A 22,737-nucleotide genomic window follows, 5' to 3' on the forward strand; every position below is an offset into this window, starting at 1 on the left:
AATGCGGGTGTATCGTATTCGCCCTTCACGCTGGCCAGATAATGGCTGACTGTTGTTTTTCGCGAGTACGAGGTGCCTGTTCCGATGTCCTTTTCCCGTCGACAAATGCTCAAGGGGCTGACCGGCCTGGTGGTGGTTGGCCTGGGCGCCGGTGGTGCGGCCCGTTACTGGCTGGGCAAGGTCGAGGACGAGAACGCGGGACACGACTACGAACTGATCGCCGCGCCGCTGGACGTTGAGCTGGTGCCGGGCTTCAAGACCGAGGCCTGGGCCTTCGGCCCATCGGCGCCGGGCACCGAGTTGCGGGTGCGTCAGGGCACCTGGCTGCGGGTGCGCTTCATCAACCACCTGCCGGTGGAAACCACCATTCACTGGCACGGCATCCGCCTGCCACTGGAAATGGACGGCGTGCCCTACGTGTCGCAGTTGCCGGTCAAGCCGGGCGAGTTTTTCGACTACAAGTTCCGCGTGCCGGATGCCGGCAGCTACTGGTATCACCCTCATGTCAGCAGCAGCGAGGAACTGGGCCGCGGCCTGGTCGGCCCGCTGATCGTCGAGGAGCGCGAGCCGACCGGCTTCAAACACGAGCGCACGCTGAGCCTGAAAACCTGGCATGTGGACGAGCAGGGCGCCTTCCTGCCCTTCAGCATCCCCCGCGAGGCAGCACGCAACGGCACCGCCGGGCGCCTGATCACCATCAATGGTCAGGCCAATGCGGTGAGCGAGCTGCCGGCCGGGCAGGTGGTGCGGGTGCGTTTGCTCAACCTCGACAACACCTGGACCTATCGCCTCAACCTCAAGGGCAACTGCGAGGCGATGATCTATGCCCTCGACGGCAACCCCATCACCCCGCGTCCGCTGGAAGACGAGTACTGGCTTGGCCCGGGCATGCGCATTTGTCTGGCGATCCGCATTCCCGAGGCGGGCGAGGAAGTGTCCCTGCGCGACGGCTTTGTGCGCCTCGGCACCCTGCGCTCGGTCACCAGCGCCGACACGCCGGGCGACTGGCCGCCGGCGCTGCCGCCGAACCCGGTCGCCGAGCCAGACCTGGAGAACGCCGAGAAACTCAACTTCAATTTCGAATGGGCCGGCAAGGTCTCGGTGGATACCGACAACGGCAGGCCGCCGAGCCTCTGGCAGATCAACGGCCAGGCCTGGGACATCACCGACAAGACCTGCGCCGACCGCCCGATCGCCACTCTGCAAAAGGGCAAGAGCTACATCTTCGAGTTGAAGAACATGACCCAGTACCAGCACCCGATCCACCTGCATGGCATGAGCTTCAAGGTCATCGGGTCCAATCGTCACAACATCGTCGAGCCGTGGTTCACCGACACCTACCTGCTGGGCAAGAACGAGCGCGCCCAGGTGGCGCTGGTGGCGGATAACCCAGGGACGTGGATGTTCCACTGCCACGTCATCGACCACATGGAAACCGGCCTGATGGCCGCGATCGCGGTGGTGTGATGCGACCGCAGATCATCGATCGCAGCCGCGATCAGGAATTCATGCGCCTGGCCCTGGAACTGGCCGCCCAAGGCGCGGCGCTCGGCGAAGTGCCGGTGGGCGCGGTGCTGGTGCAGCACGGCGAAGTGATCGGCCAGGGCTTCAACCGGCCGATCATCGACAGCGACCCCAGCGCCCACGCCGAAATGGTCGCCATCCGCGCCGCTGCCAAGGCCGCCAGCAACTACCGGCTGCCGGGCAGCACCCTGTATGTGACGCTGGAACCGTGCAGCATGTGCGCCGGATTGATCGTGCATTCGCGGGTCAACCGCGTGGTTTATGGCGCGCTGGAGCCCAAAGCCGGGATCGTGCAGAGCCAGGGACAGTTCTTCACCCAGGGCTTTCTCAATCACCGGGTGCTCTATGAGGGCGGGGTGCTGGCGGAGGAGTGCGGGACGGTGCTGAGCGAGTTCTTCAAGGCCCGCAGAGCCAAGGCTTAAAGCGGCGGGGTCTGTTCCGCCGGCTTGTCCTTGTTCACGCCGGGTACGTGCAGGTTGCCTTCGGCGACCTGGCTGCCCTCAAGCTGCGGCTGGGTCACCCAGGTGAGGATGTCGTAGTAGCGGCGGATGTTGGCGACGAAATGCACCGGCTCGCCGCCACGGGCGTAACCGTACTTGGTCTTGCTGTACCACTTCTTCTGCGACAGCCGCGGCAGCATCTTTTTCACGTCCAGCCACTTGTTCGGGTTCAGGCCCTCGCGCTCGGCCAGCTTGCGCGCGTCGTCCAGGTGACCGCCGCCGACGTTGTAGGCGGCCAGGGCGAACCAGGTGCGGTCCGGCTCCTTGATGGAATCGTCGAGCTGTTCCTTGACGTGCATGAAGTACTTGGCACCGCCGCGGATGCTCTGCACCGGGTCGAGGCGGTTGGACACGCCCATGGCCTGGGCGGTGCGCTGGGTCAGCATCATCAGGCCGCGCACGCCGGTCTTGGAGGTCACTTCCGGCTGCCACATGGATTCCTGGTAACCGATCGCCGCCAGCAGGCGCCAGTCCACCTGTTCTTGCTTGGCGTAGGTGCGGAAGTGCTTTTCGAAGCGCGGCAGGCGCTGCTGCAGGTGCTGGGCGAAGGTGTAGGCGCCGACGTAGCCGAGCACGTCGACGTGCCCGTAATAGCGGTCTTTCAGGCGTTGCAGGGTGCCGTTCTTCTGCACCTTGTCGAGGAATTCGTTGATTTCGTTGAGCAGGCTGTTGTCTTCGCCGGCGGCCACAGCCCAGCGCTGGTCACGGGCATCGCCGAGGTCGAAGGCCACCCGCACGTTGGAGAAATACACCTGGTTCATCGCCAATTCGTTGGAATCCACCAGGGTCAGGTCGATCTGACCTTCATCCACCATGCGCAGCAGGTCGACCACTTCCACTTGGTCGGACTCTTCATATTCCAGGCCCGGGTACTGTTTCTTCAGTTCGGCGAGCTGTTCGGCGTGGCTGCTGCCCTTGAGCACCAGGATGCGCTTGCCCACCAGCCCGGCGGCATTGGTGGGGCGGGTCTTGCCGTTGCGGTAGATGACTTGCGGGGTGACTTCAAGATAAGGGTGGGAAAAGCGCGCCTGGCCCTTGCGCTGTTCGCTGCTGACCAGGCCGGCGGCAGCCAGCACCGGGCCTGATGGCTTGCCGAGCTGGCTGAACAGGTCGTCGAGGTTGTCGGCGGTTTCGATCTGCAGTTCGACCCCAAGATCGTCGGCAAAGCGCTTCACCAGCTCGTATTCGAAGCCGGTTTCGCCGTTACGATCCTGGAAATAGGTGGCCGGGCTGTTGCGGGTCACCACGCGCAATACACCATCCTCCTTGATGCGTTCGAGGGTGCTGGGTTTTTCAACGCAGGCACCGAGCATCAGGAAGAGTCCGGTTGCGATGAGCCATTTGGCGCAACGCTGGCGCAAAGCAGTCTGGGCAAACATAACGTGCAGTATACGCAAAGGGCCTGCCGCGCCATATCTCGACAACTGATAGCTTGTCTGCTATCGCCGCCTGTGCTTGCGACTTTTTAGCGCAGTTGCGGCCCGCCGACGGACGGACGGCCGCCCTGGAACGCACTTGCCGACATTCGGATGGCCGCCAATGCAGCGTTTCGGGTGCCTGACGCAGAGGTTTAGGCTAGAATGCACGGCCTCTAAGCACACCCCCTTCCTGAGGCTGTCCCGACGATGTTGATCCTGCGCGGCGCTCCTGCCCTTTCTGCCTTTCGCCACGGTAAATTACTCGAGCAATTGAGCCAGAAAGTCCCCGCTGTTAGTGGTTTGTACGCTGAATTCGCTCATTTCGCCGAGGTTGACGGCGATCTGACCGCCGACCAACAGCAAGTGCTCGCGCGCCTGCTCAAGTACGGCCCGAGCGTACCGGTACAGGAACCTGCCGGTCGCCTGTTCCTGGTCATGCCGCGTTTCGGCACCATCTCGCCCTGGTCGAGCAAGGCCAGCGATATCGCCCACAACTGCGGCCTGGAAAACGTCCGTCGTCTGGAGCGGGGCATTGCCTTCTATGTCAGTGGTGAACTGAGCGAAGCCGACGCCGCTGGCGTTGCCGAGCTGCTGCACGACCGCATGACCCAGGTGGTACTGGCCCGGCTGGAAGAGGCCGCAGGCCTGTTCAGCCACGCCGAACCCAAGCCGCTGACCGCCGTCGACATCCTCGGCGGTGGCCGCGAGGCCCTGGCCAAGGCCAACGTCGAGCTGGGCCTGGCCCTGGCCGAAGACGAAATCGACTACCTGGTCAGCGCCTTCCAGGGCCTCAAGCGCAACCCGCACGACATCGAACTGATGATGTTCGCCCAGGCCAACTCCGAGCACTGCCGTCACAAGATCTTCAACGCCAGTTGGGATATCGACGGCGAAAGCCAGGAAAAAAGCCTGTTCGGCATGATCAAGAACACCTATCAGATGCACAGCGAAGGCGTTCTGTCCGCATACAAGGACAACGCCTCGGTGATCGTCGGTTCGGTCGCCGGCCGCTTCTTCCCGAATCCTGAAACCCGCCAGTACGGCGCGGTAAAGGAGCCGGTGCACATCCTGATGAAGGTCGAGACCCATAACCACCCGACCGCCATCGCTCCGTTCCCGGGCGCGTCCACCGGCTCCGGCGGCGAAATCCGCGACGAAGGCGCCACCGGTCGCGGCGCCAAGCCGAAAGCCGGCCTGACCGGTTTCACCGTTTCCAACCTGCGCATCCCGGGCTTCGAACAGCCGTGGGAACAGGCGTATGGCAAGCCTGAGCGCATCGTCAACGCGCTGGACATCATGATCGAAGGCCCGCTGGGCGGCGCCGCGTTCAACAACGAGTTCGGTCGTCCGGCCCTGACGGGCTACTTCCGTACTTTCGAACAGTCGATCAACACCCCGCACGGCGAAGAAGTGCGCGGTTACCACAAGCCGATCATGCTGGCCGGCGGTATGGGCAACATCCGTGAAGATCACGTGCAGAAGGGCGAAATCACCGTCGGCGCCAAGCTGATCGTGCTCGGTGGCCCGGCCATGCTGATCGGCCTGGGCGGCGGCGCTGCCTCGTCGATGGCCACCGGCGCCAGCTCTGCCGACCTCGACTTCGCGTCCGTTCAACGGGAAAACCCGGAAATGGAACGCCGCTGCCAGGAGGTCATCGACCGCTGCTGGCAACTGGGCGACAACAACCCGATCGCCTTCATCCATGACGTCGGCGCCGGCGGTATCTCCAACGCCTTCCCGGAACTGGTCAACGACGGCGGCCGCGGCGGCCGCTTCGAGCTGCGCAACGTGCCCAACGACGAGCCGGGCATGGCCCCGCACGAAATCTGGAGCAACGAATCCCAGGAACGTTACGTGCTGGCCGTCAGCGCGGTCGACTTCGAGCGCTTCCAGGCTATCTGCGAACGCGAGCGTTGCCCGTTCGCGGTGGTCGGCGAAGCCACCGAAGAAGCGCACCTGACCGTCACCGACAGCCACTTCGGCAACACCCCGGTGGACATGCCGCTGGAAGTCCTGCTGGGCAAGCCGCCGCGCATGCACCGTTCGGTGACCCGCGAAGCCGAACTGGGCGATGACTTCGACCCGGCCCAGCTGGAGCTGACCGACTCCATCGAGCGCGTCCTGCGTCACCCGGCCGTGGCCAGCAAAAGCTTCCTGATCACCATCGGCGACCGCACCATCACCGGTCTGGTTGCCCGCGATCAGATGGTCGGCCCGTGGCAGGTTCCGGTGGCCGACGTTGCCGTGACTGCCACCAGCTTCGACGTCTACAGCGGTGAAGCCATGGCGATGGGCGAGCGCACTCCGCTGGCGCTGCTCGATGCCCCGGCATCCGGCCGCATGGCGATCGGCGAGACGCTGACCAACATGGCCGCCTCGCGCATCGAAAAACTCTCCGACATCAAACTGTCGGCCAACTGGATGTCCGCCGCCGGCCATCCGGGTGAAGACGCCCGTCTGTACGACACCGTCAAGGCTGTGGGCATGGAACTGTGCCCTGAGCTGGGCATTACCATTCCAGTGGGCAAGGACTCCATGTCCATGAAAACCCGCTGGAGCGATGAGGGCACGGAGAAGAGCGTTACCTCGCCGATGTCGCTGATCGTCACCGGCTTCGCACCGGTCACCGACATCCGCAAGACCCTGACCCCAGAGCTGCGCATGGACAAGGGCGAAACCGACCTGATCCTGATCGACCTGGGCCGCGGGCAGAACCGCATGGGCGCCTCGATCCTGGCGCAGACCCACGGCAAGCTGGGCAGCCAGGCGCCGGACGTCGATGATGCCGAAGACCTCAAGGCCTTCTTCGCCGTGATCCAGGGTCTCAACGCCGACGGTCACCTGCTGGCCTACCACGACCGCTCCGACGGTGGCCTGCTGACCACCGCGCTGGAAATGGCCTTCGCCGGTCATTGCGGCCTGAGCCTGGAACTGGACACCCTGACCAGCAAGCGCGAGAAAGTTGCGGCCATCCTCTTCAACGAAGAGCTGGGCGCGGTGATCCAGGTTCGCCAGGACGCCACTCCAGACGTGCTGGCCCAGTTCAGCGCCGCCGGCCTGGGCGAAGACTGCGTTGCGGTGATCGGCAAGCCGGTCAACAGCAATGAAGTCTCCATCAGCCTCAATGGCGAAGTGCTGTTCGACGGCCAGCGCCGTCTGCTGCAACGCCAGTGGGCCGAGACCAGCTACCAGATCCAGCGCCTGCGCGACAACGCCCAGTGTGCCGATCAGGAATTCGACCTGCTGCTGGAAGAAGACAACCCGGGCCTGAGCGCCAAGCTGGGCTTCGACGTCAATCAGGACATCGCTGCGCCGTTCATCAAGAAAGGCGTGCGTCCACAGGTGGCGGTACTGCGTGAGCAGGGCGTCAACGGTCAGGTCGAGATGGCCGCAGCCTTCGACCGCGCCGGCTTCAACGCCATCGACGTGCACATGAGCGATATCCTCGCCGGTCGCGTCGACCTGGACGCGTTCAAAGGCCTGGTGGCATGTGGTGGCTTCTCTTACGGCGACGTTCTCGGCGCCGGTGAGGGCTGGGCCAAGTCGGCGCTGTTCAACAGCCGTGCCCGCGACGCCTTCCAGGGCTTCTTCGAGCGCACCGACAGCTTCACCCTCGGCGTGTGCAACGGTTGCCAGATGATGTCCAACCTGCACGAACTGGTGCCGGGCAGCGAGTTCTGGCCGCACTTCGTGCGTAACCGTTCCGAGCAGTTCGAAGCCCGTGTCGCCATGGTTGAAGTGCAGAAGTCCAACTCGATCTTCCTGCAGGGCATGGCCGGTTCGCGCATGCCGATCGCCATCGCCCACGGCGAAGGCCATGCCGAGTTCGCCAGCGAAGAAGCCCTGCTCGAAGCCGACCTGTCCGGCTGCGTGGCACTGCGCTTCGTCGATAACCACGGCAAGGTCACCGAAACCTACCCGGCCAACCCGAACGGCTCGCCGCGCGGGATCACCGGCCTGACCAGCCGCGACGGTCGCGTCACCATCATGATGCCGCACCCTGAGCGGGTCTTCCGTGCTGTGCAGAACTCCTGGCGTCCTGACGACTGGAACGAAGACGGCGCCTGGATGCGCATGTTCCGCAATGCGCGGGTGTGGGTGAACTAAAGGGTGTACAAACTCGCCTTCTTCGTTCCGCCGAGCCACGTCGACACGGTCAAACAGGCCGTGTTCGCCGCGGGTGGCGGGCGCATCGGCGACTACGACTGCTGCGCCTGGCAAGTGCTGGGCCAGGGTCAGTTCCGCCCGCTGGACGGCAGCCAGCCGTTTATCGGGCAGAGCGGGGTGGTCGAGCAGGTGGAAGAGTGGCGAGTGGAATTGGTGGTGGCCGACGACCTGATTCATCAGGTCGTCGGTGCGCTGAAGCAGAGTCATCCGTATGAAACGCCGGCGTATGAGGCGTGGAAATTGGCTGATATCTGAAGCTCTTTGTGACGGTTCGGTGCCCCATCGCGAGCAAGCTCGCTCCTACAGGGTTTTGAAGTCATCACGAACCCTGTAGGAGCGAGCTTGCTCGCGATGGGGCCCCAATTGGTTTAACTGACGGGCATCCCCTAAATCTCATTTCTTCTCGACAATCCTCGACTCCAGCCTCACCTCCCGATCATGCCCCCCGGTGCGCAACAGCCCCAGGTCCAGCGACGAATCCCCGTCCTCCAGATTCATCCCGCCATTCTTGTAGGTATTGACCAGATCGCTGCCCAGCTCCACAGGCGCATTCGACAGGTTGGTCCCTACCACCCGCCGCACATCACGACCGTTCAGGGTTTCCTGGCTGATCCGCTCGCTACCCAGTTCGACCTTGCCCTGGCTCGAGCGCACATCCGCCCCCGACAGTTTCACATCGCCGCCGACCTGCAAGACAACGCTTTCCTGCCCGCTCAGCCGGCTCTGACTGGCGACGCTGTCACGTCGTGCGTAATCCACTTTCAGGTCCAGTGTCGGTGAAATACCCGGGTCGGCGCTCTGTACCGCGCCGCCGACTTTCTTCTCGGCGCTGGCACCCAAGGGGCCACCGAAGGAACGAACAGCATTGAGGTAGCCCTGCGGGTTCTTCTCCCGGCTCAGTTGCGCGTCGACATTCACTTTCAAGGCGTTGACCCGGTCCTGGCGGCTGGCCAGTTGCAGGTCACCGCCGATAACGCCTTCGATGCGCCCGGCATTCACCCGCACGCCGTTGAGCTGCATGTCGTTCATGCTGTACAGGCCGACCTGCGCGGCGTCGAGCTGGCTGTTCTGGTGCAGAAGATTGTCGCGTTGGTCGAGGTTGAATTGCGCCCGGCCATACAGGCCCTTTTTCGTTTCGTCGCGGGTGGCCGCCGGAGTCACGGCGATGCCGGCACCCACGGTCAGGTCGAGGTTGTCGCGGCGCTCGCTGCTGGTGGCGGACTCGATCAGCACGCCACCGTTTTCCGCCGCGACCTTGATCCGCTCGGCCGATGCCTGCAAGCCCTCAAGGTGGATCGCGTCGTCCTGTCTCGCCTGGCTGGACAGGTTCACCTCCTGTTGCGCGGTGAAGACCGCGCCTTGGGCACGGCGGTCGGACTCTGAAATCCGCCCGTTGCTGAAATGCCCGCCCAAGCCGCCGCCCTTGCCGGCGTCGTTCATCTTGAAGACCACCTCACCGCCGCCGCCTATGTTGTCGCCACTGGCCTCATGACTGTCGCTGGCCGCCAGCACCCGCAGCGGGCCGCCGGCCTGCACGTCGATGTTGGTTGGCTTGGCGCCGCTATTGCCGATGCGGATGCCGGTCAGCGTCAGTTCACCGCCGGCCTTGAGGCGGACATCGCCCGTGCTGTCGATGCTGGCGACCCGCGCCTGGCTGTCCTGGCTGTCGCTGCGTTTGTGGTCCATATAACCGCGAGCTTCCAGCGCGCTGCCGGCAGGGTTGCTGCCGCCCTTGAGCCAGGCATTACCGTCGAGCTGGCGCAGGCTCTGCTCCTGGTGATCGTTGGCTTGGGGCAGGCTGAGATTGCCGGCTGTCTCAAGGGTCAGACCGCCCTTGCCGGCGTCGAAGGCGGTTCCCTCGTAAAGCCCGTCGCTACCCAGTTGAATCTGGATACCCTGTTGACCGTAGAGGCTCCCCGGACGGGCGGTGGTCGTGGTGTTGCTGCTGCTCAGCGATCCGCCCTTGCCCGAGAGTTTTCCGGTAATGTCCTTGCCCGTGCTGGTTTCCACCCGGGCAGTGCCGCCGACTTCCAGGCGCTCGACGGTCTCGACGCTGGTGTCTTGCGCAGCGACGAACTGATGAGTCCGTGCATCGATCTGCAGTCCGCCTTTTTCGGCGCGGTAACGGGTGCCGGTATCGCTCACCTCGTCGGCCTGGATCTTCACCGTGGCGCCGGACAGCTCGCTGACTCGCGCGGTTTCGCTGCGGCCGATCTGTTCGCGGTTGAGGTGCTCCAGCGCCAGGTCCGCGCCCAGGGTTGGCGGCGCCAGGGCGTCTTCTACCGCGGCTTGCTGGAAGCGCGCGGCCTCGTTGCCGGTGATCAGGTTTTCGATCGGGCGGGTAATGTCGCGGGTTTCCAGGCTCATGCCCAGGCTGCCCTGCCAGTTGCGTTCGCTGTCGCGGGTTTCACGGACGCTGGCGGTGGCGCGGTTTTCCACCCGGGTCGCGTCGACCAGCAGGTGCTCGTCGGCGCTCACCTGCGCCGCTTCATTGATCAGCGTGTCGGCCTTGATGCGTAACTGTCCCGCCGCCTTCAGCTCGCTCGGACGGCTGTCGACCAGGTTTTCCTCGTGTTCCCGCCGCTGGTAGGCACCCTCGTAGCCGCTGCCCTGGCGATCCATCCCCGCGGTCACCGCCAGGCCGCCCGCCGAGCGGCTGCTGGTGGTGAGTTGCTGTTCGCGGGTGTTTTGCGCGCCCAGGGTGACGGTCTTGCCGCTGATATCGATAGCGCCGCTGCTGTCGAGGTTGCTGCTGTTCAGCGACACGTCGGCCTTGCCGCCGACGGTGATCGCCGCGCCGCTGAGCTGGCTGGCAACCAGCGTGTCCTGGCTGGTGCTGCGCTCGCTCTTTTTCACCTCATAGCCCGCCGAGGCGACGTATTGCTTCGAAGCGGGCTTGCCGTCGAGCGCTTCCGCAGTCTGCCGTGCATCGGCGTAAAAGCCTCTGTCAGTCTGCTGACTGGTGCTGCTTTCAGCCTGTGTGGCAGCCTGCACGCTCAGGTCTTTCGCTGCCTCCAGTTGCAGTTGTCCACCGGCCTTCAGCCGGCTGCCGATGACCTGCAATTCGTCGGCGCTGGCCAGGCGCAGGTTGCTTTCCGAGGCCAGGTCGCTGACCAGCGCGGTGTCACGCTGCTGACGGGTGTCGGTGCTGCTGCCGAGCAGGCCGAACAGCTTGCTGTCTTTGCTGTTGGTACTGCGGGTCGAGCTTTCCCGCGCCGCTTCGACGCTGAGCAGGGCTTTTTCGCTGACCAGCAGGGCGTCGCCGGTGCTGCTGACCCGGCTGCCACTGACCCGCACCTCGTCGGCGACCACGGTCAATGCACCGCCCGCCACGACCTGGCTACCCCGGACGGTCTGCTGCTCGCCTTCTGCCCGATCGCGGTTGCCGAAAAATGCCCCGGAGGCAAGGTCGCCCCGATACTCCTTGCGGGAGTCACTGCCCTTGAGCGAGGTTCCGGCGATCTCGAGTTCGGGGGCTTTGATGCTGATATCCGCGCTGCTTCGCAGCTCACTTCCGACGATGCGCGTTGGCCCCGCCGCCTCCACGGTCAGGTTGCGGCCCGAAAGCTGGCTGGGGCGCGCGCTTTCGCGGTAGTCGTGGGTGTCCTGGTCGCCGCGCCACAGGTGCTTGCGGTGACGAATGCGTTCGTCGCGGGTCACGCTGTCGATGCCGGCGCTGACCTCCAGCGTATTGCCGCTGCGCAGCTTCAGATCTCCGCCCGCCTGCACGCCGGCGGCCAGCAGGCGGGCGTCGCCACCGGCGTCGAGGGTGATGTCGCTGACCGCCTGAAAATCGCTGCCGGTGCTCAGGCGTTCGACTTCGCTGCCAGTACGCTCAAAGGTTTCGGTAGTGACGAACCACCACTTCTTGTCCCATTTCTCGTTGTCGCGGCGGATGCTTTCGCGGGTCTTGGCGTCGAGGGTGAGGTTTTTGCCGGTGCGGATCTTGATCTGTTCGGCACGGCCTTCGATGGCGCTCAGCGTCATGTTGTCCTTTGCATCCAGCTCGAGGTTGCCTTTGCCAGCGTCCAGGCGACTGCGTTGCTGCGCGCTGCCGCTGATCTTCACGTCTCCGGCCGAGCGAATGCTGATGCCTTGGCGAGCGTCCATCGACGGCGCCTCGATCCGCACGCCCGCACCCTCGGCGGTGCTGATGATCCTGATGCGCCCAGCCTGCATTGCGCCGAACAGGCTGGCGTCGATGCTGCCCGGCGTGCCGGCCAGGTGTTCGACGATCTCGCCGCTGGCGCGGTTGATGCGGTTGCGGCCGACGGTCAGGTCCAGGTCGCCCGCTGCGCGGAGCGGGCCATGGCTTTCAATGCGCGGGGCGATCAGTTCCAGGGCGCCTTCGGCGTTGCTCAGCCCTTGCTTGCCGACGTGCAGCGCGCCGCTGGCGGTGAGGTTGTCGAGATGGCTGAGGCGGTTGTTCTCGATCTCCGGGCGCCCCACCAGGAATCCGGCGCGGGTGGTGTTGATGAAGCTGCCGCCGTTGATGGTGATGCCGTTGGGGTTGGCGAGGATGTAGTCGGCAGGCCGGCCGAAGATTTCCTGGGCGCCTTCGATGCTGGAGGCGTTGCGGCTGATGACCTCGTTGACGATGGTCGAGGCGGCCTGCCCGTGGAACTGCGGGTTGGCGCCGAGGGCGCCGGCCAGTTGCGAGTGACCGCCTTGCACTGCGTTGTTCAGGACCACGCCGGACTGGCCGACGTTGTAGTCGAGGAACTGGTTGTGGGACAGACCGCTGGGGCCGGGCGCGACAATGTCGATTACCGGTACGCCGTTGTGCTCGCCGATGGAGGGTGTGCCGGCCGGGCCAGTGGCGGGTTGCAGGCCGTTGTTGGCAATGGCGGTTGCGGGAGCCAGCAGGCTGACGCTGATCGCCCAGCGCAGCAGGTCGGGAGTGAATCGTGGATGCGGGTGATGCATGGGTGGTTTCTCTCTTGGTTGGGAGATCAGAACGTCAGGTTCAGTTCGGCTAGCCAGTAGCCCGGTTCGAGGTCTTGGCGGCGAAGGCCGCTGGCATGCAGGGCGCGGTGGTAGTCGATGCGCAAGCGTCCTCCGGTAACGCTCAGTTGCAGGCCCGCGTGGGCACCGAGCAGACCTTGCGAAGGGCTGCCGTGGTCGTAGCGACTCCAGCCGGCGTCGAAGCCGACACTGGGGCGGATTTCCAGCGGCAAGGGCAGTGAAGGGGTCAGTGGCAGGCTGAAGGTGTTGCGCCAGACGGCGCCGCTGGCGCCGGAAACGGTGGCGCTGCGGAAACCGCGGACGGCGCTTTCGTCACTGAGCGGCATCTGTTCGGTGGCGAACAGGGGGACCGGGCTGTACTGCAGGTTCAGCTCACTGTCCCAACGCCAGAGAAAGGCCGGGTTTGTACCTTGTCCCCTGCGCCAGAGATTTGCTTGGTACCTGTCGAACAGAGGGTCGGGCGAATGTGGACTTGCCGCACGGTCGTCAGACCCGAACCAGCCCAATCCACGGCTGTAAGCCAATGTGGCGCTCCATAGCGCCTCGTCGTGCCAGGTCAGATTGAGGCTGGTTTCCAGTCTGGTAAGCGTGGGGCTTTGCAGGCGAAGCTGCTGCTTGTGAATGGATAAACGGCTGTCCATGCGACTGTAATTCAGGCGAATGCTGGCGTTGAGGGCTGCCGAGGCGTTGTGCCACAACGCGCGATCCAGGCCGAGTCCATAGAGATCGCTTTCACCCTTGCTGCTTCTAAGGCCGCCGGGCTGGCGACTGCCGAATTCTCCTCGTGCCACATACAGGTTCAAATCCCAGGGGCCGTAGGGCGTCTGGTAGGTAAGAGAATGGATCGTCTGGTCGGCGAAACCGGAAGGCAGGCTTTGGTTGTTGCGAAGGACCAACCGGTCGTTGTGTCCCAGAGGGCTATCGATACTCAAGGTGAGTGAAAGCCGCTCGGAGATTGATTGTTCGTCTCCCAGGTTTTCGTAACGGGTATCCAGCCGCCAGCGCGACGCGGGCTTACGCTGCGACCTGATCACCACTCGCGTCCCGCCCTGCAACTCTCCAGGCTCCAGGTCCGCACTGAGGTCGAACGCTTGCAGCCTGTTCATCTGGTTCAACCCCTGCTCCAGTGCCGCCAGGGTCAAGGGCAGCCCCACCAGGTCAGGAAAGGCACGGGACAGCGACAGCGGCAGGTCCGGATCATCGAACTCCACCGATTCGGCGAAGCCCTCGACGATCACGATGTCGAGGCTGGCCCCGGCTGCCGGGGCATTGGCCAGATACGGCCGGGCAGCCAGATAGCCCTGTTCCAGGTAGGCGCGGGTAATGGCCTTGAGCACCGCGTTGATGCGTGCTTCGTCCATGCACGGCTGCAGCAGCGGCTCGAGCACCCGGTTCAAAGCCTTGGCAGAAATCAGCGTATTGCCCGCCAGACGCACAGCGGAGATCGGCCAGCATCGGTCGCTGGCAGACGTGCTCGCGGTCGCCTCGGCGGGGGCGTTGATCGCTGTGGGCGCGGTGAGTTGGCGTAAGCGCAGTTGCCGCTCCCGTTCATCGGCCTCGTGGCGTTGCTCCCGCAGCAGGGGCAGGAGTGAGGTAGCGTCGTCGGCATCAGCGCATGGTGCGGGTAGCAAACACAGGGCGATAAGGATCATCGAGGCCAGCGCACGGCAACGCGGGCCTCCGGTTCGTGATGAACAGGGCATGGGGCGTCCTTATTCTTTTGTTCGAGGACGGATTGTTGTTTTCAGGCGAGGTGAATCTAAGGGAGGTGCTACCCGGTTGAATGCTGGGGATCAGCGCGAAGTGGAGTAGGGAAAAAGCGCGAGAGGCCTCGGAAATTTCCGAGGCTTGTCAGGAGGGAGGAAATTGTCCGGCGCGGAGGGGGCGTCGGAGCAGGTCGATCAGGGGCGGATTTCGATCATGGTGCCGTCTTGCACCAGGCCCCAGACTTCGCGCATGTCGACGTTGCGCATGGCGATGCAGCCTTCGGTCCAGTCGAGGGTGTGAAACAGCTCTTCGGGGTTGTCTTCGGTGTCTGGCGTGCCGTGGATCATGATCATCCCGCCGGGCGGGACGTTGTCGCGGCGAGCCTTGGCGGAATCGCTCACGTTCGGGTAGGACACGTGGATCGCCAGGTTGTAACGGTCGGAAATCTTGCGCCAGTCCAGCCAGTAGAAGCCTTCCGGGGTGCGTTTGTCGCCTTCGCGCTCTTTGGCCCCCTTGGGTTGCTTGCCCAGGGAAATGCGGTAGGTCTTCAGCGGTGCGCCGTCGCTGATCAGTTGCAGGCGACGTTCGGACTTGAGCACCAGCACCTTGTCGATCCGTCCGCTTGAGCGGGGCTCAGGGGCGCGGGCGGGAGAGACTGAAGTGGGTGCATCCTTCAGCACCGGTTTGGTGACGATGGTTTCGGTGAATGCCGCCTGGGACACCGAAGCCACACTCAGGCAGAAAAGGGCAAGCAACCAGCGCATGAAACGGTATCCCTGAAAATCGCGGTTTTACGAATCGGTCTTGGGTGGCGGGGCGAACGACGCTGACAAGCTCTCGGTATGAACCGGGTAGTGCTGCCGTTCGCGGTCCCGATAGTAGCATTCTAGTGTGACGCGGATCGTCCTGAAAGCCAGCTCGTCCCAAGGGATCTCGTTTTCTTCGAACAGGCGCACTTCCAGGCTTTCTTCGCCGATGTCGAAGTCCAGGTCGGCCAGTTCGGCGCGGAAGAACACGTGCACCTGATTGATGTGCGGCAGGTCGTACAGGTGATACAGGCTCATCTCGCCCAGGCGCGCGCAGGCTTCCTCGACGGTTTCTCGGCGGGCGGCCTGTTCCATGGTTTCGCCGTTTTCCATGAATCCGGCGGGCAGGGTCCAGTAGCCGCGTCGCGGCTCGATGGCGCGGCGGCACAGCAGCACCTTGCTGCCGTGGTTCGGCAGCACGCCGGCGACGATGTTGGGATTCTGGTAATGGATGGTCTGGCAGTGATCGCAGACGTAACGCAAGCGCGAGTCGCCTTCGGGTATGCGCTGGGTGACCGCTTTGCCGCACGCGCTGCAGTATTTCATGCTTATCTTCCTGAGAGTTGCCGCTATCTTCGCGCCGCGGTCGCGCGGCCCGCAAGTGCGATCGTCGCCGGGGCTTGGGCGGGGCGCGGCTTTGGTGCATGATGCAGAACGCTTCTGGAACGAGAGAGACCATGCTGGACGAGCTACTTCGCCGAGTGAGCAGTCACACACCAGGCACCCTGGAAACCGATCGACGTTTTCCCGAGGCTGCGGTGCTGCTGCCGATCACCCGTAGTGAAGAGCCCGAGTTGGTATTGACCTTGCGCGCCAAGGGCCTCTCGACCCACGGCGGTGAAGTAGCTTTCCCTGGCGGGCGCCGCGACCCGGAAGATCCCGACCTGATCTACACCGCCCTGCGTGAAGCCGAGGAAGAGATCGGCCTGCCGCCCGGTCTGGTGGAGGTTATCGGTCCATTGACTCCGCTGGTGTCGTTGCACGGATTGAAAGTCACGCCTTTCGTCGGGCTGATTCCCGATTATGTCGAGTACCGCCCCAATGATGCCGAGATCGCCGCTGTCTTCAGTGTGCCGCTGGAGTTCTTCCGCCAGGACCCGCGCGATCACACCCACCGCATCGATTATCAGGGCCGCAGTTGGTACGTCCCCAGCTATCGCTTCGGCGAGTACAAGATCTGGGGCCTGTCGGCGATCATGATCGTCGAGTTGGTCAACCTGCTCTACGATGCGCGCATCAGCCTGCACCATCCGCCTGAACGCTTCACCCCACTCTGAGCGGGACCACCCGCCGCGAACCCCACCGTGAGGAACCACGCATGAAATACCGTCTGGGCGACTTTCGGGTCGAAACCCATCCACAAAGCTGGGTGGCGCCCAATGCCACGCTGATCGGCAAGGTACGCCTGCAGGCGGGCGCCAATGTCTGGTTCAATGCTGTTCTGCGCGGCGACAACGAACTGATCGACATCGGCGAGAACAGCAACGTCCAGGACGGCACGGTGATGCACACCGACATGGGCTCGCCACTGACCATCGGCAAGGGCGTGACCATCGGCCACAATGCCATGCTCCATGGCTGCTCGGTGGACGACTACAGCCTGATCGGCATCAATGCGGTGATCCTCAACGGCGCGCGGATCGGCAAGCACTGCATCATCGGCGCCAACGCGCTGATCCCCGAAGGCAAGGAAATCCCTGACGGCTCGCTGGTCATGGGCTCGCCGGGCAAGGTGGTGCGCGAACTGACCGAGGCGCAGAAGAAGATGCTGGAGGCCAGTGCCGCCCATTACGTGCACAACGCCCAGCGTTACGCCCGCGACCTGGCGCCGCAGGAGGATTGATGAGCACCGCTGAAAGGCCTGTGGCCTCACCCTGCGTCAGCATTTGCGCACTGGACGAACAAGACATCTGCACCGGCTGCCAGCGCACCGCCGCTGAAATCACCCGCTGGGGCCGGATGGACAACACCGAGCGCCGGCAGGTGCTGCGCTTCTGCCACGAGCGCGCGGTGGCCGCCGGTCTGGTCTTCGCCCAACCCCGCACGGCGAACTGATTCCCGGGGCTTGGCCGCACGCGGGCTGTGAAGTACCCTGTGCGGCTTGCTACCGGTGCCCCCAATGTTCTTTCTCATCGCCTATATCAGCAGCGTGGTGCTCATCAACTACGCCTTCTCCAGTGCGCCGCACCTGGACGTCATCTGGTCCGCCTGGGGCGGATTGGTGTTCGTCCTGCGCGACATGGTGCAGACCCGCTTCGGTCACGGCGCGCTGGTCGCCATGCTGGCGGCGCTGGTGCTGTCCTACGTCACCTCCGACCCGACCATCGCCCTGGCCAGCGCCACTGCGTTCGCGGTGTCCGAGTTGATCGACTGGGTGGTGTTCAGCATCACCAAGCGCCCGCTGCATGACCGCCTGTGGATCAGTTCCGCGCTGAGCATTCCGCTCGACACCTTCATTTTCTTCGGCATGATCGGCGCCCTGACGCCGGCCGTGGTCGGCACCGCGCTGGCCTCGAAGTTCGCCGGCGTCACCGCAGTCTGGCTGGCCATGGCCTGGCGGGTGCGGAAAAACGCCATCGCCGGCTGAGCCGCGACGGCGTTCAAGCATGTAAAATGTGCCCCTTTCGCTGGCCCGCACCGTGCTGGGGCGGCCATGGATTCCTTCCCTTTGAGGACCTGAGATGACCCGTATCGGAACCCCATTGTCGCCCACCGCGACCCGTGTACTGCTCTGTGGCTGTGGCGAGCTGGGCAAGGAAGTGGTGATCGAGCTGCAACGCCTGGGCGTCGAAGTGATCGCCGTGGACCGTTACGCCAATGCCCCGGCCATGCAGGTGGCGCATCGCAGCCACGTGATCAACATGCTCGACGGTGCCGCCCTGCGTGCGGTCATCGAGGCCGAGAAGCCGCACTACATCGTCCCGGAAATCGAAGCCATTGCCACCGCGACCCTGGTCGAGCTGGAAGCCGAAGGCTTCACCGTGGTGCCTACCGCCCGCGCCGCGCAACTGACCATGAACCGCGAAGGCATCCGTCGCCTGGCGGCTGAAGAGCTGGACCTGCCAACCTCGCCGTACCACTTCGCCGACACCTTCGAGGACTACAGCAAGGCCGCCCTGGACCTGGGCTTCCCGTGCGTGGTCAAGCCGGTGATGAGTTCGTCGGGCAAGGGCCAGAGCCTGCTGAAAAGCGCCGACGACCTGCAGAAAGCCTGGGACTACGCTCAGGAAGGCGGCCGTGCCGGCAAGGGGCGGGTGATCATCGAAGGCTTCATCGATTTCGACTACGAAATCACCCTGCTGACCGTTCGTCATGTTGGCGGTACCACCTTCCTGGCACCTGTCGGCCACCGTCAGGAGAAGGGCGACTACCAGGAATCCTGGCAGCCACAGGCCATGAGCCCGGTGGCGCTGGCCGAGTCCGAGCGTGTGGCCAAGGCGGTCACCGAGGCGCTGGGCGGCCGTGGCCTGTTCGGCGTCGAACTGTTCGTCAAGGGCGATCAGGTGTGGTTCAGCGAAGTCTCGCCGCGCCCGCATGACACCGGCCTGGTGACCCTGATTTCCCAGGACCTGTCGCAGTTCGCTCTGCACGCCCGGGCGATTCTCGGCCTGCCGATCCCGTCGGTCCGTCAGTTCGGCCCGTCGGCTTCCGCAGTGATTCTGGTGGAAGGTCAGTCGCAGCAGACCGCGTTCGACAACCTCGGCGCCGCCCTGGCCGAGCCTGATACCGCGCTGCGCCTGTTCGGCAAGCCGGAAGTCAACGGTCAGCGCCGCATGGGCGTGTGCCTGGCGCGCGACGAGTCGATCGAGGCCGCCCGGGCCAAGGCGACCCGCGCCTCGCAAGCAGTCAAGGTCGAACTCTAAGGCTGTAGATGCGGGGCGGGCCGTCTGGCTCGCCCCGCTTTGTGCCTACAACTCCGTGTGTTGTGTTTCCTTCAGGCACAGCACGGCGATCAGGCTCAGCAGAGCCGCCACCGACACATACCCGCCCACCCAGCTCAATCCCCCCATCGCCACCAGCTTTTGTGCGAAGAACGGTGCTGCCGAGGCGCCGACGATTCCGCCCAGGTTGTAAGCCGCCGACGCGCCGGTGTAGCGCACGTGGGTAGGGAACAGCTCGGGCAGCAGCGCGCCCATCGGGGCGAACGTCACCCCCATCAGGAACAGCTCGATCGCCAGGAACAACGCCACGCCGGCGGTGGACCCGGACGTCAGCAACGGTTCCATGGCAAAGCCCGAGGCGATCGCCAGGAGTGCGCCGGTCACCAGCACCGGCTTGCGTCCGTAACGGTCGCTGAGCCAGGCCGACAGCGGGGTAGCCAGGGCCATGAACAGCACCGCGAAGCACAGCAGGCCGAGGAAGGTTTCGCGAGTGTAGCCCAGCGTGGACACGCCGTAACTCAGCGAAAACACCGTCGAGATGTAGAACAGTGCGTAGCACACCACCATCGCCCCGGCGCCGAGCAGCACCGGCAGCCAGTATTGGGCGAACAACTCGACCACCGGCAGCTTCACGCGCTGGTGGCTGGCCATGGCTTTGGCGAACACCGGGGTTTCTTCCAGTTTCAGGCGCACGTACAGGCCGACGATCACCAGTGCCGCGCTGAGCAGGAACGGAATGCGCCAGCCCCAGGCGCGGAAATCTTCGTCGCTCAGCAGCATCGCCAAGGCCAGAAACAGACCGTTGGCAGCGAGGAAGCCGATGGACGGACCGAGTTGCGGGAACATGCCAAACCAGGCGCGCTTGCCCTTGGGTGCGTTCTCGGTGGCCAGCAACGCTGCGCCGCCCCACTCGCCGCCGAGGCCGAGGCCCTGACCGAAACGCAGGACGCAGAGCAAGATCGGCGCCCAGTTGCCAATGCTGTCATGACCCGGCAGCACGCCAATCAGCGTGGTACACACGCCCATCAGCAGCAGCGAGGCGACGAGGGTGGACTTGCGTCCGATGCGGTCGCCGAAGTGGCCGAACAGCGCCGAACCCAGTGGCCGCGCCAGGAAGGCGATGCCGAAGGTAAGGAATGCCGACAGCATCTGCGCGGTGCCGGAGGTCTGCGGGAAGAACACCGGTCCGATCACCAGCGCGGCCGCAGTGGCGTAAACGTAGAAATCGTAGAACTCGATGGCCGTGCCGATGAAGCTGGCCGTGGCGACGCGGGCCGGCGAATTGCCGGACGGCGCGGTGTCGGCCTCATTGTTGTAGGTGCTGCTGGTGGTCATGCAAGGTCCCCTGACAGTCGAAGGCTTCCTGGGCGGCCGCGCACGGGCGACGGCACTGCGTCGGAGCGTTTTTTTGGTATGGGTCGCGCGGCCGAGCATAGCCCTGGGGGGATTGGGGGCGGGCGCGGGCACTGTTCGGGGTGTGAAGCGGTGCCGGTAAAGCGCGCGATGCGGGCGGTGCGGACTGGCCGGAAAGCGCCGGGAGCGGGTAGCGGGCGCGACGGCAGGGCTGGGTAAGCGTGGGTCGAGTATAGCCAGATTCGATACGAAATGTGTCTACGTCAGGCGTTGCGGGCGTAACGAATCAGGCAGCGGGTTGGCGTGCGACGGTCCAGACCAGGATCCGGCTGGCGCAGTTGTCTTCGGTTTCGAGGATTTCCAGGCGATAGCGGCCAATCTTCAGGCACACCGCGCTGGCCGGGATGCTTTCCAGCGCCTCGGTGACCAACCCGTTGAGGGTCTTCGGTCCGTCGCTGGGCAGGTGCCAGCCGAGGCTGCGGTTGAGTTCGCGGATCGCCACGTTGCCTTCGATCACGTAACGGCCATCCCCTTGCGGGTGGATGTGCGGGTTGTCGAGGTCGTCCTGTTCTTCGAATTCGCCGACGATCTCTTCGAGAATGTCTTCCAGGGTGACAATCCCTTCTACTTCGCCGTACTCGTCGACAACGATGCCCATGCGCCGCTGTTGTTTGTGGAAATTGAGCAACTGCAGTTGTAGCGGGGTGCTTTCCGGGACGAAGTAGGGCTCGTAGCAGGCGGCCAGCAGGGTTTCGTGGGTCAGCTCGGCCTTGGGCAGCAGGTGGGCGATATGCCGCGTGTTGAGGACCGACTGGACCTGGTTGATGTCGTTGTGGAACACGGGCAGTCGCGTGTGTTTGCAGCTGTTCAGTTGCGCGATGATCTGTTCGATCGAATCGTCGAGGTTGATCCCGTCGACTTCGCTGCGCGGCACCAGGATGTGGTTGACGGTGACCTTCTCCAGCGCCTTCAGGCTGGTCGGGAGGTTGCTGGAGGAGGGGTTTTCCTCCGACGCGTCGCTATCGTCCGGCTCGCTGTCGGCGTTCTGTTCATGCTGGTTGACCATGCTCGGCCGCACGGAAAAGGGACGCAGGATCAGGCGCGCGACGCAGTCCAGCAACCAGGCCAGCGGCTGCAGCAGGCGCAGCGGCAGGCGCAGGACGATGCCCAGGCCGATAAAGGCTTCGGGGTTGCGTCGGGCCAGTTGTCGCGGCAGGTATTCGGCGCAGACCAGCAACAGGATGGCCGCTCCAAGGCAGCCCAGCCAGAAACCGGTCTCGCCCTGGCAGCGCAGGCCGGTCAGGCCGGCGAGGGCGAGTACCAGCAGCTTGCCGAGGGTGGCGCCGAAGATCAGCGCCTGGGGCGGGAGGTCAGAGGTGTCGCGGGCGCCGCCATTGCCTTTGCGCCGGTTGCCCGCCAGTTGCACGCGGGCGGCGTCGACCGCGGTGAACAGTGCCGACCACAGCAAGGCCAGGGCCAGAAGCCCGAGCAGCGGAGCCAACGGCAAGGTGTCCATAGTTCGCCCGTCAGATATGCAGGATGAATTCGCGTACCAGCTTGCTGCCGAAATACGCCAGCATCAGCAAGCAGAACCCGGCGAGGGTCCAGCGGATCGCCTTGTGTCCGCGCCAGCCGAGGCGGGTGCGGCCCCACAGCAGCACGCTGAACACGATCCAGGCGACGCAAGCCAGCAAGGTTTTGTGGACCAGATGCTGGGCGAACAGGTTGTCGAGGAACAACCAGCCGGAGATCAGCGACAGCGACAGCAGGCCCCAGCCAGCCCAGAGGAAGCCGAACAACAGGCTTTCCATGGTTTGCAGCGGCGGGAAATTACGGATCAGCCCGGACGGATGCTTGTGCTTGAGCTGGTGGTCCTGCATCAGCAGCAACAGCGACTGGAACACCGCGATGGTGAACAGGCCGTAGGCGAGGATCGACAGCAGGATATGGGCGAGGATGCCGGGCTCTTCGTTGATCAGCGGTACCGTGCCCGACGGCGCGAATTGCGCGATCAGGGCTGTCAGCAGACCCAGCGGGAACAGCAATAGCAGCAGGTTCTCCACCGGACTGCGCAGGCAGGCCAGCAGGGTAATGGCAATGACTGCGGTGGCGATCAGGCTGGCGGCGCTGAAGAAATCCAGGCTCAGTCCCAACGGCGTAAGCAGTTGCCAGTACAGCGCGGTGCCCTGGGCGACGACCGCCAGGCCTCCCAGCAGGCCGAGCAGCCGTTTGTCGGCCTTGACGCCCCGGGCCAGGCCGGTGCCTTGGAGGATGATCGCGGCGGCGTAGAGGCAGGCGGCGATCAAGTTGGGTAGCAAGCTGGGTGACAAGGGGAGCATAAGTCCTGTTAGGCAAGCCCGAAAGCCGATGAGTTTGGCATAGAACCCGGCCCCCTAGGAAGACTGTGCGCCGACGG

Annotated in this window: 17 protein-coding genes; 9 read left to right on the plus strand and 8 right to left on the minus strand. The window is 64.4% G+C overall.

Annotated elements, in window-relative coordinates; translation table 11 throughout:
* The first annotated feature begins 84 nt into the window (after window positions 1–84).
* A complete protein-coding gene (locus tag DM374_RS00995; protein ID WP_110968182.1) occupies window positions 85–1,467 on the plus strand; it encodes a multicopper oxidase family protein in 1,383 nt (460 codons plus the stop codon).
* Window positions 1,467–1,946: a tRNA adenosine(34) deaminase TadA gene (tadA, locus tag DM374_RS01000; protein WP_110968183.1), complete on the plus strand. Its 480-nt coding sequence runs from the start codon at window positions 1,467–1,469 to the stop codon at window positions 1,944–1,946. The genes DM374_RS00995 and tadA overlap by 1 nt, the downstream gene beginning before the upstream one ends.
* Here the strand turns inward: tadA and mltF are convergent.
* Window positions 1,943–3,403 carry a membrane-bound lytic murein transglycosylase MltF gene (gene mltF, locus DM374_RS01005; RefSeq protein ID WP_095154210.1) on the minus strand — a complete coding sequence of 487 codons (1,461 nt, stop codon included), beginning with the start codon at window positions 3,401–3,403 and terminating at the stop codon, window positions 1,943–1,945. The genes tadA and mltF overlap by 4 nt on opposite strands.
* 246 nt (window positions 3,404–3,649) lie before the next feature.
* Here mltF and purL point away from each other — a divergent pair, with 246 nt between their 5' ends.
* Window positions 3,650–7,549 carry a phosphoribosylformylglycinamidine synthase gene (gene purL, locus DM374_RS01010; RefSeq protein WP_110968184.1) on the plus strand — a complete coding sequence of 1,300 codons (3,900 nt, stop codon included), beginning with the start codon at window positions 3,650–3,652 and terminating at the stop codon, window positions 7,547–7,549.
* 3 nt (window positions 7,550–7,552) lie between these two features.
* Window positions 7,553–7,864 (plus strand): Nif3-like dinuclear metal center hexameric protein, encoded by a 312-nt coding sequence (locus tag DM374_RS01015; RefSeq protein WP_110968185.1) that lies wholly within the window; start codon window positions 7,553–7,555, stop codon window positions 7,862–7,864.
* A gap of 138 nt (window positions 7,865–8,002) precedes the next feature.
* On the opposite strand, the gene DM374_RS01020 is transcribed toward DM374_RS01015, so the two are convergent.
* The 4 genes from DM374_RS01020 to DM374_RS01035 form a co-directional block, all read right to left on the minus strand.
* Window positions 8,003–12,535 carry a hemagglutinin repeat-containing protein gene (locus tag DM374_RS01020; RefSeq protein WP_110968186.1) on the minus strand — a complete coding sequence of 1,511 codons (4,533 nt, stop codon included), beginning with the start codon at window positions 12,533–12,535 and terminating at the stop codon, window positions 8,003–8,005.
* A 26-nt stretch (window positions 12,536–12,561) separates the two neighbouring features.
* Window positions 12,562–14,277, minus strand: a complete 1,716-nt coding sequence (locus tag DM374_RS01025; protein WP_110968187.1) for a ShlB/FhaC/HecB family hemolysin secretion/activation protein — start codon at window positions 14,275–14,277, stop codon at window positions 12,562–12,564.
* A gap of 198 nt (window positions 14,278–14,475) precedes the next feature.
* Complete coding sequence (locus DM374_RS01030) at window positions 14,476–15,045, minus strand: L,D-transpeptidase family protein (protein WP_110968188.1); 570 nt, start codon at window positions 15,043–15,045, stop codon at window positions 14,476–14,478.
* Window positions 15,046–15,072: 27 nt separating this feature from the next.
* Complete coding sequence (locus tag DM374_RS01035; protein WP_110968189.1) at window positions 15,073–15,633, minus strand: NUDIX hydrolase; 561 nt, start codon at window positions 15,631–15,633, stop codon at window positions 15,073–15,075.
* Between the two features lie 131 nt (window positions 15,634–15,764).
* Here DM374_RS01035 and DM374_RS01040 point away from each other — a divergent pair, with 131 nt between their 5' ends.
* The 5 genes from DM374_RS01040 (at window position 15,765) to purT (ending at window position 18,950) form a co-directional block, all read left to right on the plus strand.
* Complete coding sequence (locus DM374_RS01040) at window positions 15,765–16,364, plus strand: CoA pyrophosphatase (protein WP_110968190.1); 600 nt, start codon at window positions 15,765–15,767, stop codon at window positions 16,362–16,364.
* 41 nt (window positions 16,365–16,405) lie between these two features.
* Entirely contained in the window at window positions 16,406–16,930 is a 525-nt protein-coding gene (locus DM374_RS01045) for a gamma carbonic anhydrase family protein (protein ID WP_095154202.1), read from the plus strand.
* Window positions 16,930–17,142 carry a DUF1289 domain-containing protein gene (locus tag DM374_RS01050; protein WP_110968191.1) on the plus strand — a complete coding sequence of 71 codons (213 nt, stop codon included), beginning with the start codon at window positions 16,930–16,932 and terminating at the stop codon, window positions 17,140–17,142. The genes DM374_RS01045 and DM374_RS01050 overlap by 1 nt, the downstream gene beginning before the upstream one ends.
* A gap of 64 nt (window positions 17,143–17,206) precedes the next feature.
* A complete protein-coding gene (locus tag DM374_RS01055) occupies window positions 17,207–17,674 on the plus strand; it encodes a VUT family protein (protein ID WP_095154200.1) in 468 nt (155 codons plus the stop codon).
* A 94-nt stretch (window positions 17,675–17,768) separates the two neighbouring features.
* On the plus strand, window positions 17,769–18,950 hold the full coding sequence (gene purT, locus DM374_RS01060) for a formate-dependent phosphoribosylglycinamide formyltransferase (protein ID WP_110968192.1): 1,182 nt from the start codon (window positions 17,769–17,771) through the stop codon (window positions 18,948–18,950).
* A 45-nt stretch (window positions 18,951–18,995) separates the two neighbouring features.
* Here purT and DM374_RS01065 read toward each other — a convergent pair whose 3' ends face one another.
* The 3 genes from DM374_RS01065 to DM374_RS01075 all read right to left on the minus strand — a co-directional run bounded on the left by DM374_RS01065 (window position 18,996) and on the right by DM374_RS01075 (window position 22,660).
* A complete protein-coding gene (locus DM374_RS01065) occupies window positions 18,996–20,303 on the minus strand; it encodes an MFS transporter (RefSeq protein ID WP_110968193.1) in 1,308 nt (435 codons plus the stop codon).
* 304 nt (window positions 20,304–20,607) lie between these two features.
* Entirely contained in the window at window positions 20,608–21,837 is a 1,230-nt protein-coding gene (locus DM374_RS01070) for a transporter associated domain-containing protein (RefSeq protein ID WP_110968194.1), read from the minus strand.
* 10 nt (window positions 21,838–21,847) lie between these two features.
* Window positions 21,848–22,660: a cytochrome C assembly family protein gene (locus tag DM374_RS01075; RefSeq protein WP_110968195.1), complete on the minus strand. Its 813-nt coding sequence runs from the start codon at window positions 22,658–22,660 to the stop codon at window positions 21,848–21,850.
* Window positions 22,661–22,737 lie beyond the last annotated feature (77 nt).

The sequence above is a fragment of the Pseudomonas huaxiensis genome, from assembly GCF_003231275.1.
GTDB lineage: Bacteria > Pseudomonadota > Gammaproteobacteria > Pseudomonadales > Pseudomonadaceae > Aquipseudomonas > Aquipseudomonas huaxiensis.